Below are 15,551 nucleotides of genomic sequence, written 5' to 3' on the forward strand. Positions count from 1 at the left end.
AATATGAGTGAGATAACCGATGAAGCAAAACGCGAATATGTAATCGGCGGAACGCCGATGCGTGCGCGTCCGCTTGAGCCAGCGCTCTATATTGTCTCAACCCCTATCGGTAATCTGGGCGACATGACCTTGCGTGGCTTGGAGGTCTTGGCCAGTGCCGATGTGTTGGCTTGTGAAGATACGCGGGTCACGCGGGTTTTGCTTGACCGTTATGGAATCTCACGCCGTCCGGTTAGCTATCATGAGCATAATGCGGCCGAGTCAGGCGCCAAACTCATTGCAGCCCTTCTTGCAGGAAAAAGTGTGGCGCTCGTTTCTGACGCAGGCACTCCATTGGTTTCAGATCCCGGCTTCCGGCTGGTCGGCGAAGCGAGGGAGGCGGGAATTCGAGTGGTTCCGGTTCCCGGAGCATCCGCCATTCTTGCAGCGCTTGCAGCATCAGGCCTGCCCACTGATGCTTTCATGTTTTGTGGTTTTTTGCCTGCCAAACATGGACAAAGACAATCGAAGCTGGAAAGCCTCAAAACCATTGATGCGACGCTGGTTTTTTATGAATCGCCCAATCGAGCAGCAGCGACGCTTTCTGATATGGTTGCGGTTTTTGGTGGTGAGCGCGAAGCAGCCCTTTGCCGCGAACTGACCAAAACCTATGAAACCATTGTCACACTTCCGCTAGCAGAATTGGCAAAACAATTTGACGGCGAAGACCGTATACGCGGCGAGGTCGTTTTGTTGATTGGGCCACCTTCCGGCGAGGCGATACCGCAAAGTGCCGAAGATATCGACAAATTGCTTTTATCGCTGGCAGCGGAACTTCCCCCTTCAAAAGCGGCGGGTGAGGCAGCGCGCATGACGGGCGGACAGAAATCGGTCCTCTATCAGAGGCTCATGCAATTGAAGGCCAAAGCCTGATGACAGAACTTCGCGAGAAAAGGCGCAATGCTTTCTTTCGCGGACATAGCGCCGAGCGCTGGGCAGCTTTAGCTCTTATGCTCAAAGGTTTTCGGATTATCGCTCGGCGTTATCGCACCCGGCTGGGAGAAATTGATCTCATCGCCCGGCGCGGCAATCTGGTACTTATCGTAGAAGTCAAAGCGCGCTCCACTCTTGAAGCTGCGCATCTGGCCGTCACACCACAATCCATGCGCCGCATTGAAGCTGCGGCTGATTTATGGCTCCAACGCCAGCCAGATTATGCTTATTTATCGCTGCGATTTGATTTGGTAGCGGTCCTCCCGCGCCGCTGGCCCAAGCATGTGCCAGCTTTTTTTGTCAGCGGTACCTATCTTTAATTTGGATAAATCCTCCACCGGCCAAATCCAACGCGAGAGGAATTATAATCTTTCAAATTCGCCTTATACGCAAAAGCGATGCTCAGCGCGATCATGGTGCGCAAGCCCGTTTCTTATAAAACAATGCAACAATTGGAATAATGACACTATCTAAAAAGGATAATGCCGTGTCATATTCGTCTAAACCTTTGTTGGCTGATTTCCCTGCCTTTTTTCGAGTATCGGAAGAAGTGGTGGCAGTTGTGGGCGGCGGCGAGGAAGCGCTGAACAAGGCACGACTCGTTGCGCAGACATCGGCACGGCTTCGGATTATAGCGCAAGAGGTGGAGGCGCATCTTCAAGATTTTATCTTAAGCCACAATGCCGAACATATCGCACAGCCTTTTGCGCCCGATCAACTCGATGGCGCAAAGCTCGTTTTTATAGCCACGGGCGATGAGGCACAGGACCGTGTGATTGCAGCCAGCGCTAAGGCCAAGAAAATTCCGGTCAATGTCGTCGATCGCCCCGCGCTTTGCGATTTTCTCACCCCTGCCATCGTTAACCGGGCACCGATTGCTATTGCTATTGGTTCGGAGGGCACGGGTCCCGTTCTCACACAATTGCTTCGCGCCCAGCTAGAAGCATCCTTTTCACCGCGCCTTGGGGATTTAGCCCATTTCGCACAAAGTTGGCGCCCTCGCATTGAAAAAACCTTGCCCAAAGGGCTGGCTCGCCGCAATTTTTGGCGTAGCTTTTTCTCAGGCAATGTGGCGCGTGCGCTTGAGAATGGCGATCATGATGCAGCCTCAAAAGCAGCCAATGCGTTGGTCGAGCAGCCGCACGCAGCATCAGGCTATGTGTGGCTGGTGGGTGCAGGCCCCGGCGCAGAAGATTTGCTGACATTGCGCGCCCATCGCCTTTTGATGGAAGCCGACATTATTGTGCATGATGCTTTGGTCCCAGAAGCCGTCGTAGCGATGGGACGCCGCGATGCCGAGCGAATTGCCGTTGGCAAGCGCAAGGGATGCCATTCCAAAAGTCAGGACCAGATCAACCAGCTTCTGGTCTCTCTTGGTAAGGCGGGCAAGCAGGTCGTACGTCTTAAATCGGGCGATCCGCTGGTTTTTGGTCGCGCTGGCGAGGAAATAGCAGCCCTGCGCAGCGCGAATATTGGCTATGAAATTGTCCCCGGCATTACCTCTGCGCTCGCCGCCGCCGCCGATATGGAACTGCCGCTAACATTGCGAGGCGTAGCGTCTTCGCTGGTTTTCACCACTGGCCACGATATGGATGGCGAGGTGCTGCCCGGCTGGGCCAAGCTCGCCATCTCCGGTGCAACAATCGCGGTTTATATGGGCGGATCGGTTGCGGCTTCGGTCGCAGAGCGCCTGATCTTGGCGGGCTTGCATGAAGATACAGCAGTCGCAGTGATCGAAAATGCAAGCCGCCGAAATAAACGCATGTTCCATGGAACTTTGAAAGATTTGCCGGCGCTGCAGCAGCGAGACGATTTATCCGGCCCTGTCATGGTTGTCATCGGTGATGCAGTAGCAGGCGCGGCTATCGATAAGGCTGAAGCGCTGTTGAACAATTCGGTTTCTATCGCAGCCTGAAATCGGTCCCCAATCGGTGGAACGGAGGCCGAATATGCGCGGTAAGCAAAAGCAGGAGTTTGGATATGGTCGTAAAAGTACTCACCGCAAACCGGCTTATTGACGGTCAGGCCGTGTGGTTGGCCGCCGACGGCGCTTGGCGCGAATCCATCGATGGTGCTCTTGTCGCACGCCATCCCGAAGCGGTGGCAGCTCTTGAAGAAGCGGGTACGCTTGCTGCGCAAGATAATCTCGTCGTGGATGTCAGCGTGATTGATGTCGAGGAGCGCGAGGACGGGCTTTATCCTCTTCGGCTGCGCGAACGCATCCGCCTCTCAGGTCCGACAATTGTGACATTTGGCACGTCGCAATTAAAGCATGTTTCCTAAGTGAACACGGAATTTAACTATGTATCGCTATGATGAATTTGACCGCGATTTTGTAGCGGCCCGTGTGGTGCAATTCAAAGATCAGGTTGAGCGCCGTCTGTCAGGAGAATTGACCGAAGAGCAATTCAAACCACTGCGCTTGATGAACGGTCTTTATCTGCAATTGCATGCCTATATGTTGCGCGTTGCGATACCTTACGGAACTCTTTCAAGCCGTCAATTGCGTAAACTTGGCCATATTGCACGCACTTATGATCGTGGATTTGGCCATTTCACGACACGGCAGAATATCCAATATAATTGGCCCGCACTCAAAGATGTGCCGCGCATTCTTGAAGAATTGGCCGAAGTTGAGATGCATGCCATTCAAACTTCTGGCAATTGCATTCGCAATGTCACGGCAGATCATTTTGCTGGCGCTGCGGCAGATGAGGTGGCCGATCCTCGACCCTATGCCGAAATTCTTCGGCAGTGGTCGTCGCTTCATCCAGAATTTTCCTATCTGCCGCGCAAATTTAAAATTGCGATTGTCGGCTCCGAACATGATCGGGCGGCCATTCAAGTCCATGATATAGGCCTGCAACTGAAGAAAAATGAGGCGGGTCAATTGGGCCTAGCCGTCTATATTGGCGGCGGTCAGGGACGCACCCCCATGGTTGCAAAAAAGATCCGCGATTTCTTGCCTATCGAGGATATGCTGACCTATGTGACAGCAATTGTTCGTGTCTATAATCTCTATGGTCGTCGCGATAATAAATATAAAGCGCGCATCAAAATTTTAGTACACGAAACCGGCATTGAATCCCTCGTGCAGGAAATTGATGCAGAATGGGAGCAGATCCGTTTTGGCGATTTGAAGCTACCACAAAGCGATATAGACGCGATTGAAAACTATTTCCGCCTGCCTGATTTGCCGCCCCGACCGGAAGGCTGGGGGATTCTCGCTGCAAACCAGAAAACAGATCCAGCTTTTGCAGCGTGGGCGAAGCGCAATATTAGCGCCCATAAACACCCTGATTATGCGGTCGTGACAATTTCACTCAAACCAATTGGTGGGATTCCAGGCGACGCCAGCGCAGATCAGATGGAACTGGTTGCCGATATTGCCAAAACCTACTCTTTTGATGAAATACGAGTGAGCCACGAGCAGAATCTGGTTCTGCCCCATGTGGCGAAAGCCGATCTTCCTGCGGTTTTCGATTTGCTTGAATCCGATGGTTTGGTAACGGCCAATGCAGGGCTTATTACCGATATTATTGCTTGCCCTGGACTAGATTATTGCGCACTTGCAAATGCGCGCTCAATCCCAGTAGCGCAGCGTATCTCGGAGCGTTTCGGTGATCAAAATCGCCAATTTGAAATTGGTGATCTCAAGATCAAAATTTCGGGCTGCATCAATGCCTGCGGACACCACCATGTCGGCCATATCGGTATTTTGGGCGTCGAAAAGAAGGGTGAGGAGCTTTACCAAATCACCTTAGGCGGCTCGGCAGATGAATATACGACCATAGGTGACATAACGGGTCGGGGTTTTTCTTCCGAAGAGGTCGTGGAAGCGATTGAGACCATCGTCGATACCTATTTAAGCCTGCGTGAAAGCGCTGATGAAACCTTCATTATGGCTTATCGACGTTTGGGAATGGCACCTTTCAAACAAGCGCTTTATGGAGATATAAGCCGTGCAGCGTGAGCTAGGACACTCAGATCAAGCGACAGGGGACGCGGAGGCGCAAGCCACTGTTCAAGCTGGCCTTTTTGAGAAAAATTATGGGTCATCGTCTCCGCAGGAGATTATTGCTTTAGCAGTCCATGAGTTTTTCGAAGGCGGCATCGCGGCAATATCGTCTTTTGGAGCAGAGTCGGCTGTCCTGTTACACATGATTGCTCAGATTGCTCCCGCCACTCCTGTCTTATTTTTGGATACGGGCAAACATTTCCGTGCGACACTCGATTATCGGCATGATCTGGCGAGCGAGCTGGGCCTGACAAATGTGCAGGATATTGTGCCTGACGAGAAAATTTTAAAACAAGACGATCCATTCGGCGCCCTTTCCATGACGGATAAGGACCATTGTTGCTTCATCCGCAAGGTCGAGCCCATGGCGCGCGCGGTTGCGCCCTATCGCGCATGGATGACGGGCCGGAAACAGTTTCAGGCATCCACCCGTAACGGTTTGGCTGTGTTTGAAGCGGTAGATGCGCGCATTCGCATTAATCCGTTGGCGCGGTGGCAGGCTGCTGATCTGAAAGCCTATGCCGATCATCACGGCCTTTCCGCCCATCCGCTCATTGCGCAAGGCTATCGCTCAATAGGATGCATGGCTTGCACACGCCCTGTGAGCGCTGATGAGGACCAGCGCGCTGGTCGTTGGGCTGGAACCGAAAAGACCGAATGTGGCATCCACCTTACCGGACTTAGCGACAGCCTAAAAACTTTGGGAGCGGAGCAGAAATGACCGATAATCAAAACCAATCCCTGCTCTGGTCCTGCGGGCTTAACGCTCAGTCCGGCTTTATTGCAGATGAATATATAGTAGTTGATGATCTGGAAGCCGCTGGCGATGCGCCTTCCGTCATCATTCCGCTGGCGGCTTGGCTTGAACTTGATGAAAATCTCCGCCGCTCGTCTAATCGACGGATCGGCATTGTGGTGGCACCGGGCGAGAAGATCGAGCCGCTGCTGGAATTTCTCGATTCGATACCACTGATTGCGCTGGAATTTCCTGCTTTCAATGATGGACGTTCTTATTCCAAGGCGGGAATCCTGCGCCGTTACGGATTTAACGGCGAATTGCGGGCGGTTGGTGATGTGTTGATTGATCAGGCAGCGTTAATGCTCCGCACTGGTTTTGATACTCTGCAAGTCAGCAATAAAATTGCACAGGCACGATTGGCGCAACGGCGTCTGGTCGACACGCCCGGTTATTACCAGCCCGGCTATGGCGCTGAGAAGCAGGACCGGAATTTCGCGTGGCGACGGGTTAAAACCAGTTGAAATCTTGGCAATTGCGCATTTGTGGTTTTGCTTGCCATATTGATGGGTTAGATACGCCCATCAACTTGGGAGTTAGGACGTGATCCGCCACATTGTTTTCTTCAGTATTAAGCCAGATCAAGACATCGATACGGTCCGGGCCGGTCTCGAGCAACTGGGCACGATTCCCTATTCGGAAGTATTCGAGGTTTTGCCCAATACCAAGGTCGATCCATTGTGTGATCGTATAGATCTTGTCGTCTATGCGGAGTTTAAGGATGAGGAAGCGCTTAACGCGTATAAAAATCATCCGACCTATGATGCCACCACACAATTGGTACGGCCCATGCGCGAATTGCGTTTTTCGGCTGACGTGGTGAGCCAGCGCTAATCGGGCTTGCTTCTCGGCGGTGCCCCAGCCGAAAAAGCGTTCCGAATATGGTCAATCCCGGTGGGTTTGGCAGCCTTTTATACACAAAGCCGTGAGCAGTCTTGAATGTCCATCAGTATTCGGGAAGAATTTCAGCGAAACAGTTGATGGATGCAGAAAATAATGATTGGGTGTTGTGGTTGTTGAGTGTGCTAAAGCGCTCTTTTTCAATACCTATATGATCTGAACAGCTTCCGGCGCTAGCACTGGCTGGAACCAAGGAAAATAAATGGACGACTACGAACGCTATGCAACCGGGTTAATGATCGTTTTCGGCGCGCTGATTATCGCGGGGCTGATGGCGGCTAACCTTTATCAGGGCGACAAACCAGGCTTTCTGTTTGCGCTTGGCGCGGGAGTGGTTGCCTGGTTTTCAGCTTTTGCGGTCTTATTTGATAAGCCGCGCGTTTACGGCGTCATGATCGCACTCGCCATTGGGCTGGTGGCTGCATCAATCGGCGCCTACGTAACTTGAAATCAAAAACTCTTAAAGCCCCGGCATCGCCCGGGGCTTTAAACTTTAATGAAACCACGGGATAGGCCCGAAATATTATTTCTAAATACTATGGTGCTGAACACGCCCAGACAGGGCGTGGCTTTGCGCGTGGAAAAACAAAAGAATTTTCCGATCAAGGCGCAAAAATAGGCACCCTTCGCGGTGCGATATCTCCATATTCATGCAAATCTATATCTGTCGAAGCCCGGCAGCGCTACGGCAAGGAATAATGTTAGGTAAATTGACATAAACATATGTTTATGTCATTAAGTTATCGATTAGCGGGTGCAAGCATTTGCGGCCCCAAACTTTCATCCTGCGCAGGGCGGCTGGTAAAGGTCTTCCGGGACATATTTGGTTTGCAGCGGTCCGGCCTATCAATACAGGTGGTAAACCCTTATGGCGTCCTCCCTTGATGATCTTTTTGGTGCCACGGCGCCCAAGCCTGATGGTTCTGAAGTGCTTGCAGCTCTCACCAAAGCCGCACGCGAACGCATCCTCATTCTGGACGGAGCCATGGGAACGCAGATCCAGAGTCTGGGTTTTCATGAGGAGCATTTTCGTGGCGAGCGTTTTGCTTCCTGTGATTGCCATTTGCAGGGCAATAACGACCTGCTGACCTTGACCCAGCCCAAAGCCATTGAAGAAATTCACTACGCCTATGCGATGGCTGGCGCGGATATAATTGAAACCAATACATTTTCTTCGACCTCGATCGCCCAGGCCGATTACGGCATGCAGGATGTGGTTTATGATTTAAACCGCGACGGCGCCCGGCTTGCACGTCGCGCGGTCCTGCGTGCCCAGCAGAAGGATGGCCGCCGTCGTTTTGTGGCTGGTGCCCTTGGTCCGACCAACCGCACCGCTTCTCTTTCTCCTGATGTTAACAATCCTGGCTTTCGCGCCGTGACGTTTGACGAGCTGCGCATTGCCTATGCCGAACAGATCCGCGGTTTGGTTGATGGTGGTTCAGATATCATTCTGATTGAAACGATCTTTGATACGCTCAATGCAAAAGCGGCGATTTTTGCCGCCGAAGAAGTATTTACAGAAAAGGGCATACGCCTTCCCCTGATGATTTCGGGCACGATCACAGATCTATCTGGTCGCACGCTTTCTGGTCAGACGCCGACGGCGTTTTGGTATTCGCTGCGTCATGCAAAGCCGTTTACCATTGGGCTTAATTGCGCATTGGGTGCCAATGCTATGCGCGCACATCTGGCGGAGATTGCCGGTGTTGCCGATACATTTGTCTGCGCTTATCCCAATGCTGGCCTGCCCAATGAATTCGGGCTTTATGATGAAAGCCCAGAGGCAATGGCCGCGCAAATCAGCGATTTTGCACGCGAAGGGCTGGTCAATGTGGTCGGCGGCTGCTGCGGCTCTACGCCAGAGCATATCAGCGCTATCAGAGAAGAGGTTGCGAAATATCCGCCACGCAAGCCCGTCACATTGCAGCCACTGATGCGCCTTTCTGGGCTTGAGCCCTTCACGCTAACCAAAGACATTCCTTTTGTGAATGTCGGCGAACGAACCAATGTCACCGGATCTGCACGCTTCCGCAAACTTATCACGGCTGGCGATTATTCGGCTGCGCTTGAAGTGGCTCGTGATCAGGTGGAAAATGGCGCCCAAATCATCGACATCAATATGGACGAGGGCCTGATCGATTCCGAGAAGATCATGGCTGAATATTTAAACCTGATCGCGTCGGAACCGGATATTGCGCGGGTTCCTATCATGATTGACTCGTCTAAATGGGAAGTGATCGAAGCCGGGCTGAAATGTGTACAGGGCAAGGCTATCGTGAACTCGATCTCTCTCAAGGAGGGAGAGGAGGCGTTTATCCACCATGCGCGTTTGGTGCGAAACTATGGCGCTGCCGTGGTTGTGATGGCATTCGATGAAACGGGCCAGGCTGATACTGAAGATCGCAAGGTCGAAATTTGCACCCGTGCTTATAAGATTCTCACCGAAAAAGTTGGTTTTCCGCCTGAAGATATTATTTTTGACCCCAATGTGTTTGCCGTAGCAACAGGGATCGAAGAACATAATAATTATGGCGTCGATTTCATTGAGGCGGCACGACGGATTACTTCGACCCTACCTCATGTGCATGTGTCGGGCGGGGTGTCGAACCTTTCATTTTCGTTCCGGGGCAATGAGCCGGTACGTGAAGCAATGCACGCAGTTTTCCTCTATCACGCCATTCAAGCCGGAATGGATATGGGGATCGTCAATGCCGGGCAGCTAGCGGTCTATGACACGATTGATCCCGAATTGCGTGAGGCCTGCGAAGATGTGGTCTTAAACCGCCAGTCAGCGTCGGGCGAATCTCCGACCGAATTATTGTTGGAGATTGCCGAGCGCTATCGGGATTCAGGTGTCAAAGAAGGGCGTAAACAGGATCTGAGCTGGCGCGAGTTGCCGGTTGAAAAACGGCTCGAACATGCGCTGGTCAATGGCATTACAGATTATATTGAAGCCGATACGGAAGAAGCACGTCTCGCTGCCGAACGCCCGCTGCATGTCATTGAAGGCCCGTTAATGGCTGGCATGAATGTGGTTGGCGATCTATTCGGCTCGGGCAAAATGTTTTTGCCGCAGGTCGTGAAATCTGCACGCGTGATGAAACAGGCCGTGGCCGTGCTGCTCCCATATATGGAAGAAGAAAAGCGTCTTAATGGCGGTGAAGGCCATCAAGCTGCCGGAAAAGTGTTGATGGCAACTGTTAAAGGCGACGTGCATGATATCGGCAAAAATATTGTCGGTGTCGTGCTAGCTTGCAATAATTATGAGATCATCGACCTCGGCGTTATGGTTCCGGCGCAAAAAATCCTTGAAACCGCTCGCGCTGAAAATGTGGATATTATTGGCCTTTCTGGTCTTATCACGCCTTCTTTGGATGAGATGGTGCATGTCGCTTCTGAAATGGAGCGCGAGGGCTTTAATATTCCGCTGCTTATCGGTGGCGCAACGACGAGCCGGGTGCATACGGCTGTCAAAATCCACCCGCGTTATGAAAGCGGCGAATCGGTCTATGTGGTTGATGCAAGCCGGGCCGTGAATGTCGTTTCCAATCTGCTCTCTCCCGAAAATAAGACCGATTATATTGAAGGCATCCGCGCTGAATATGCCAAAGTAGCGGCAGCCCACGCCCGCAACGAAGCGGAAAAGAAACGCTTGCCGCTGGAAGGTGCACGCGCCAACGCTCATAAACTGGACTGGGACGCCTACATTCCGCCTAAGCCCAGTTTCCTCGGGACTAAAGTGTTTGATGATTACGATCTCGCGGAAATATCACGCTTCATAGATTGGACACCTTTTTTCCAGACATGGGAGTTAAAGGGGCGCTATCCGGCGATCTTAGAAGATGAAAAACAGGGCGAGGCCGCACGTGCACTTTGGGCAGATGCGCAGGCGATGCTCCAAAAAATCCTCGATGAAAAATGGTTTGCACCAAAAGCCGTGATAGGGTTTTGGCCCGCCAATGCGGTTGGTGATGACATTCGGCTTTTTACCGATGAGACCCGCGAGCAGGAACTAGCGACTTTCTTTACCCTGCGTCAGCAGCTCTCAAAACGTGAAGGCCGGCCCAATGTGGCCCTGTCTGATTTTGTGGCGCCGCTTGGCAGTGGCAAGGCCGATTATGTTGGCGGCTTTGTCGTGACAGCCGGTATTGAAGAAGTCGCGATCGCTGAGCGGTTCGAACGCGCCAATGACGATTATTCTTCAATCCTTGTCAAAGCTTTGGCCGATCGTTTTGCGGAAGCTTTCGCTGAATTAATGCATCAAAGAGTACGCAAAGAGTTTTGGGGCTACGCACCGGATGAAGATTTGACCAATGATGATCTAATTCTTGAAAAATATCTCGGCATCCGTCCGGCGCCGGGCTATCCTGCCCAGCCCGACCATACGGAAAAATCCACATTGTTTAATCTTTTGGACGCGACTGCCCAAGTGGGCGTCGAGTTGACGGAAGGCTATTCTATGTGGCCGGGTTCATCGGTTTCCGGTCTTTATATTGGTCATCCAGAAAGCTATTATTTTGGCGTTGCCAAGGTAGAGCGCGATCAGGTTGAAGATTATGCGCGACGCAAGGGAATGGAAATTCAGGAAGTCGAGCGCTGGTTGGGCCCGATCCTCAACTATATGCTTGATACCTCTGACAATCTTGTTCCCACCCCTTAAATATCTAAAGCTAACAGCAAGCCGGCCTGCTTTATGCAAGGCCGGCTTTTTTCATGAAACAGATATCTCTAAAGTTTAACTGAATTAAATATTTGGTTTTTGATAATAACTTCATTTACTGAAATACTTCTGCATAGATAAATTAAGAGTTCCGTGATAGATATTTAATGCCCCGCGGTTTGGATGGGAATAATGCTGTAACTATTATGATTGATAGAAAGCAATATTGGGGTATGTGCTATGAAATGGGAAGAATTTTACGATAATATACAATTGTCAGATAATGCTGAAGATTTGTTTGAATACGTTAAGCTTTATGCCGAACAACTCGGCTTCCCCTACGTCTCCTATGTAATGTGTGTGCCTGCATTATCCGGTGTGATGCATTGGAAACGTTTTGAAAAACTACCGGAGGGCTGGCAACAACATTATAAATCCAAAAAATACTCAGAGATTGATCCACTCTTCCAACGCGGCACCAGCAGCATAGGTTCTTTGATCTGGACACCGCAGCTTTTTTCAGAAGCACCGCAATTATGGGAAGATGCGCAGAAATTCGGGCTGAAAATAGGTATCTCGCAGCCCTGTTGGGCCGCGCGAGGGGTCTACGGTATGCTTACTTTCCTACGTGACGGCCCACTATTATCCGCAGGCGAGATATCGATGCTTAGTCGGCAGATGCAAATTGTTACCAATCTGTTGCATCTTTCGATGTATGATCACCTGGACATATCTAACATCAATCAATTAGCGGATATTAATCTCACTGCACGCGAACGCGAAATTCTTCACTGGACCAGTGAGGGAAAAACTGCCGAAATTATCGGCGCCATTCTGAATATTTCTACGCGAACTGTGAATTTTCATATCGGTAATGTACTGACGAAATTGGTGGCGGTAAACAAGGTCCAAGCCGTTGCCAAAGCCCGCACATTCGGATTGCTTTAAGCGCAAACGACCCGCAGCGGTTTTGCTTGCCGGGCGTCCCATCCTCAAAATATATTCCTTGGGTGCTCATCTTCCGCACATCACATCTGCGCAGACCTTCATTCGATGGTTAAAGCACTAATTCCATAAATTAAATAAGTCTCCCGCAACAGTCGTTTTGCTGCGGCGCAAGTTTGTACCCGCTTACGCATGAATCTGGGCACGATTTCACAACCGCTTTTAATATTAAGCGATAGCATTCTTTTCCTTTTCCTCTTTCTTTCTCGAAAATGGGCCCAACAATCTGCCGTCAGATTTAAGCCTGCGTTGAATGAAGCCCTTGCTTTCCTTCCCGCTATTTTGTTTGGACCGGTTTCCGGGAGAAGATGTCGTGCATCATGCGTCGCTAACCAAGAATTTGACTCATCTTCAACGGCTTGAAGCTGAGGCGATCCATATCTTTCGAGAAGTTGCGGCAACATTTACCAATCCAGTGATGCTCTATTCTGTTGGTAAGGATTCTTCCGTCATGTCGCATTTGGCGATGAAGGCGTTTTATCCGGCTCCTCCACCTTTTCCCTTTCTTCATGTAGATACCACATGGAAGTTTCGCGAAATGATCGAGTTTCGCGATGCGCAGGCGCGTAAAAAAGGTTTTGAACTTCTCGTTCACATCAATGAAGACGGTGTCCGCGATGGGGTGGGACCGTTCACGCACGGGTCTAATGTGCATACTCACGTAATGAAAACTTTAGGGTTGCGACAAGCGCTCGACAAATACAAATTCGATGCTGCCTTCGGCGGAGCTCGGCGAGACGAAGAAAAATCTCGGGCTAAAGAGCGTATATTCTCCTTTCGCAATGCTCAGCACGGTTGGGACCCGAAAAACCAGCGTCCGGAAATGTGGAAAATCTACAATACTCGGATTTCACAAGGTGAATCCATCCGGGTCTTTCCTCTGTCCAATTGGACGGAGCTGGATATTTGGCAATATATTTTGCAGGAAAACATCGAAATCGTCCCGCTTTATTTCGCTGCTCCGCGCCTGGTGGTTGAGCGCGATGGAATGCTCATCAAAGTCGATGATGATCGCATGAAGCTGCAAGAAAATGAGAAAATAGAAGAGCGACTTGTTCGCTTTCGCACGCTTGGATGTTACCCGCTGACGGGCGCGATTGAATCAAGCGCCGCAACCCTGCCAGACATTGTCGAAGAAATGCTCGTCGCACGGACTTCCGAGCGCCAAGGCCGAGCCATTGATCGAGACGAAGTTGGATCAATGGAAAAAAAGAAGCGGGAAGGATATTTCTAATGAACAGCGTGATCTCTATTCCCGACCCGCGCACAGGTTCAAACGCAAATTTTGCTCCGCATGATGCCTTGAGTGGGTTTTTGGCGGATCAGGAGCGCAAAACGCTGCTGCGCTTTCTTACATGCGGATCGGTTGATGACGGCAAATCCACCTTGATCGGGCGCCTTTTATACGACACCCGTCTGATCTTCGAAGACCAGCTAGCAGCGCTTAAAAATGACAGTCGCAAATTCGGTACGACTGATGATGATTTTGATTTTGCATTGCTGGTAGACGGATTGGAAGCAGAGCGCGAGCAGGGCATAACAATCGATGTGGCGTATCGCTTTTTTTCGACACCCCGGCGCAGATTCATTGTTGCTGATACGCCCGGTCACGCGCAATATACCCGCAATATGGCAACTGGAGCGTCGACGGCAGATCTGGCAATCGTGCTGGTTGATGCGCGTCAGGGCATCCTAACGCAGACGCGCCGCCATTCCTTCATCGCATCTTTGCTGGGCATCAAGCATATTGTGCTTGCCGTTAATAAGATCGATTTGGTTGATTTTTCTCAAAGCAGTTTCGATCAGATCGTGGCAGATTATATGGCTTTTGCAAAGGAGCTTAAATTCTCGTCCATTCAGGCAATCCCGCTTTCAGCGCGATTTGGCGATAATGTGAGCAGCATCTCGCCACGAACGGGCTGGTATGCGGGGCCACATCTGCTTGAGCATCTGGAAACGATAAGGCTGGATGGAGACGTGGCAGCAAAGCCTTTTCGTTTTCCCGTGCAATATGTCAGCCGTCCCGATGCAAATTTCCGTGGTTTTGCGGGGACGGTCGCTTCGGGCTCAATCGCGCCGGGCGATACGGTCATTGTTGCGAAATCGGGCAAACAATCGCGTGTTAAACGCATTGTGTCTTATGATGGCGACCTCCAGCATGCATATGAGGGCCAGGCGGTGACGCTGGTGCTCGAAGACGAGGTTGAAGTTTCTCGCGGCAATATGTTGGTCAACGCCGACGAACGGCCAGAGGTGGCGGATCGTTTTTCGGCGCATCTCGTTTGGTTTGGAGAAGAACCATTGCAATTGGGGCGCTCTTACCTTTTGCGCACCGAGACCGACCAAACACCGGTAATCATTGGAGAAATAGAATATCAAACCGATGTAAATACGTTTAAACGCGATAAGACTTCACAGCTTGGTCTGAACGAGGTGGGTTTTTGTCAAATTCAGGCGGTGGAACAAATCGCTTTTGATCCCTACCGCATTAATCGTTCGACGGGAGCTTTTGTTCTCATTGACCGCTTGACCAACGCCACAGTTGCCGCTGGAATGATTGAACAAGCGCTGCGCCAGTCGACGAATATTCATCGCCAGCCGCTTGAACTCGACAAGACGGCCCGGGCAGCGCAGAAGTTTCAAAAACCGGCCGTGCTTTGGTTTACCGGGCTTTCAGCCTCGGGCAAGTCCACTATAGCCAATCGACTCGAACAGCGCCTGCACGCATTGGGCAAACATACCTATCTGTTGGACGGTGATAATATTCGGCATGGATTAAATAGCGACCTTGGTTTTTCAGATGCGGACCGCAGTGAAAATATCCGCCGAGTGGGTGAAATTGCCCGTTTGATGGCTGATGCCGGTCTTATAACGCTGGTCTCGTTCATATCGCCATTTCGTGCGCAGCGTGATCGGGTACGAACGCTTTTGCCCGAAGGGGAATTTATCGAAATTTTCGTCGATACCCCGCTTGAAGACTGCATTGCGCGTGATCCGAAAGGTCTTTATGCAAAGGCTTTACGCGGTGAAATCAGCGATTTCACCGGGCTTGGCTCCCCTTATGAAGCGCCCGAATCGCCCGAATTGCATTTAAGAACGGTCGGGAAGACCATCGACGAAATAGTTGAGAAAATTGAGAAATATCTCGCTGAACGCGGTATTATTGGCAGCTATGGTAGTGATTCCTGGTCGATATGAAT

At 51.0% G+C, this 15,551-nt stretch carries 13 protein-coding genes; all 13 read left to right on the forward strand.

The window, feature by feature from the left end:
- The first annotated feature begins 3 nt into the window (after positions 1 to 3).
- The 13 genes from rsmI to cysN all read left to right on the forward strand — a co-directional run bounded on the left by rsmI (position 4) and on the right by cysN (position 15,549).
- A complete protein-coding gene (rsmI, locus tag C7374_RS01970) occupies positions 4 to 912 on the forward strand; it encodes a 16S rRNA (cytidine(1402)-2'-O)-methyltransferase (protein ID WP_111573920.1) in 909 nt (302 codons plus the stop codon).
- Complete coding sequence (locus tag C7374_RS01975; RefSeq protein WP_111573921.1) at positions 912 to 1,292, forward strand: YraN family protein; 381 nt, start codon at positions 912 to 914, stop codon at positions 1,290 to 1,292. The genes rsmI and C7374_RS01975 overlap by 1 nt, the downstream gene beginning before the upstream one ends.
- 140 nt (positions 1,293 to 1,432) lie before the next feature.
- Entirely contained in the window at positions 1,433 to 2,887 is a 1,455-nt protein-coding gene (cysG, locus tag C7374_RS01980) for a siroheme synthase CysG (protein ID WP_111573922.1), read from the forward strand.
- Between the two features lie 65 nt (positions 2,888 to 2,952).
- Positions 2,953 to 3,255 carry a DUF2849 domain-containing protein gene (locus C7374_RS01985; RefSeq protein ID WP_111573923.1) on the forward strand — a complete coding sequence of 101 codons (303 nt, stop codon included), beginning with the start codon at positions 2,953 to 2,955 and terminating at the stop codon, positions 3,253 to 3,255.
- Positions 3,256 to 3,274: 19 nt separating this feature from the next.
- A complete protein-coding gene (locus tag C7374_RS01990) occupies positions 3,275 to 4,945 on the forward strand; it encodes a nitrite/sulfite reductase (protein WP_111573924.1) in 1,671 nt (556 codons plus the stop codon).
- Entirely contained in the window at positions 4,935 to 5,711 is a 777-nt protein-coding gene (locus C7374_RS01995; RefSeq protein ID WP_111573925.1) for a phosphoadenylyl-sulfate reductase, read from the forward strand. Before C7374_RS01990 ends, C7374_RS01995 begins: the two co-directional genes overlap by 11 nt.
- Positions 5,708 to 6,250: a DUF934 domain-containing protein gene (locus C7374_RS02000; RefSeq protein WP_111573926.1), complete on the forward strand. Its 543-nt coding sequence runs from the start codon at positions 5,708 to 5,710 to the stop codon at positions 6,248 to 6,250. Before C7374_RS01995 ends, C7374_RS02000 begins: the two co-directional genes overlap by 4 nt.
- Before the next feature lie 79 nt (positions 6,251 to 6,329).
- Positions 6,330 to 6,620, forward strand: coding sequence for a Dabb family protein (locus tag C7374_RS02005; protein ID WP_111573927.1), 291 nt, complete (start codon positions 6,330 to 6,332; stop codon positions 6,618 to 6,620).
- 268 nt (positions 6,621 to 6,888) lie between these two features.
- On the forward strand, positions 6,889 to 7,134 hold the full coding sequence (locus C7374_RS02010) for a hypothetical protein (RefSeq protein ID WP_111573928.1): 246 nt from the start codon (positions 6,889 to 6,891) through the stop codon (positions 7,132 to 7,134).
- Positions 7,135 to 7,554: 420 nt separating this feature from the next.
- Entirely contained in the window at positions 7,555 to 11,346 is a 3,792-nt protein-coding gene (gene metH / locus C7374_RS02015) for a methionine synthase (RefSeq protein WP_111573929.1), read from the forward strand.
- A 240-nt stretch (positions 11,347 to 11,586) separates the two neighbouring features.
- The gene (locus C7374_RS02020) at positions 11,587 to 12,294 is read left to right on the forward strand and encodes an autoinducer binding domain-containing protein (protein WP_111573930.1); all 708 of its coding nucleotides are present in this window, start codon (positions 11,587 to 11,589) and stop codon (positions 12,292 to 12,294) included.
- A 370-nt stretch (positions 12,295 to 12,664) separates the two neighbouring features.
- Positions 12,665 to 13,585: a sulfate adenylyltransferase subunit CysD gene (gene cysD, locus C7374_RS02025; protein WP_111573931.1), complete on the forward strand. Its 921-nt coding sequence runs from the start codon at positions 12,665 to 12,667 to the stop codon at positions 13,583 to 13,585.
- Positions 13,585 to 15,549 (forward strand): sulfate adenylyltransferase subunit CysN, encoded by a 1,965-nt coding sequence (cysN, locus tag C7374_RS02030; protein WP_111573932.1) that lies wholly within the window; start codon positions 13,585 to 13,587, stop codon positions 15,547 to 15,549. The genes cysD and cysN overlap by 1 nt, the downstream gene beginning before the upstream one ends.
- The last annotated feature ends 2 nt before the right edge of the window (positions 15,550 to 15,551 follow it).

Origin of the sequence: Falsochrobactrum ovis (assembly GCF_003259955.1) — a bacterium.
GTDB classification, from domain to species: domain Bacteria; phylum Pseudomonadota; class Alphaproteobacteria; order Rhizobiales; family Rhizobiaceae; genus Brucella; species Brucella ovis_A.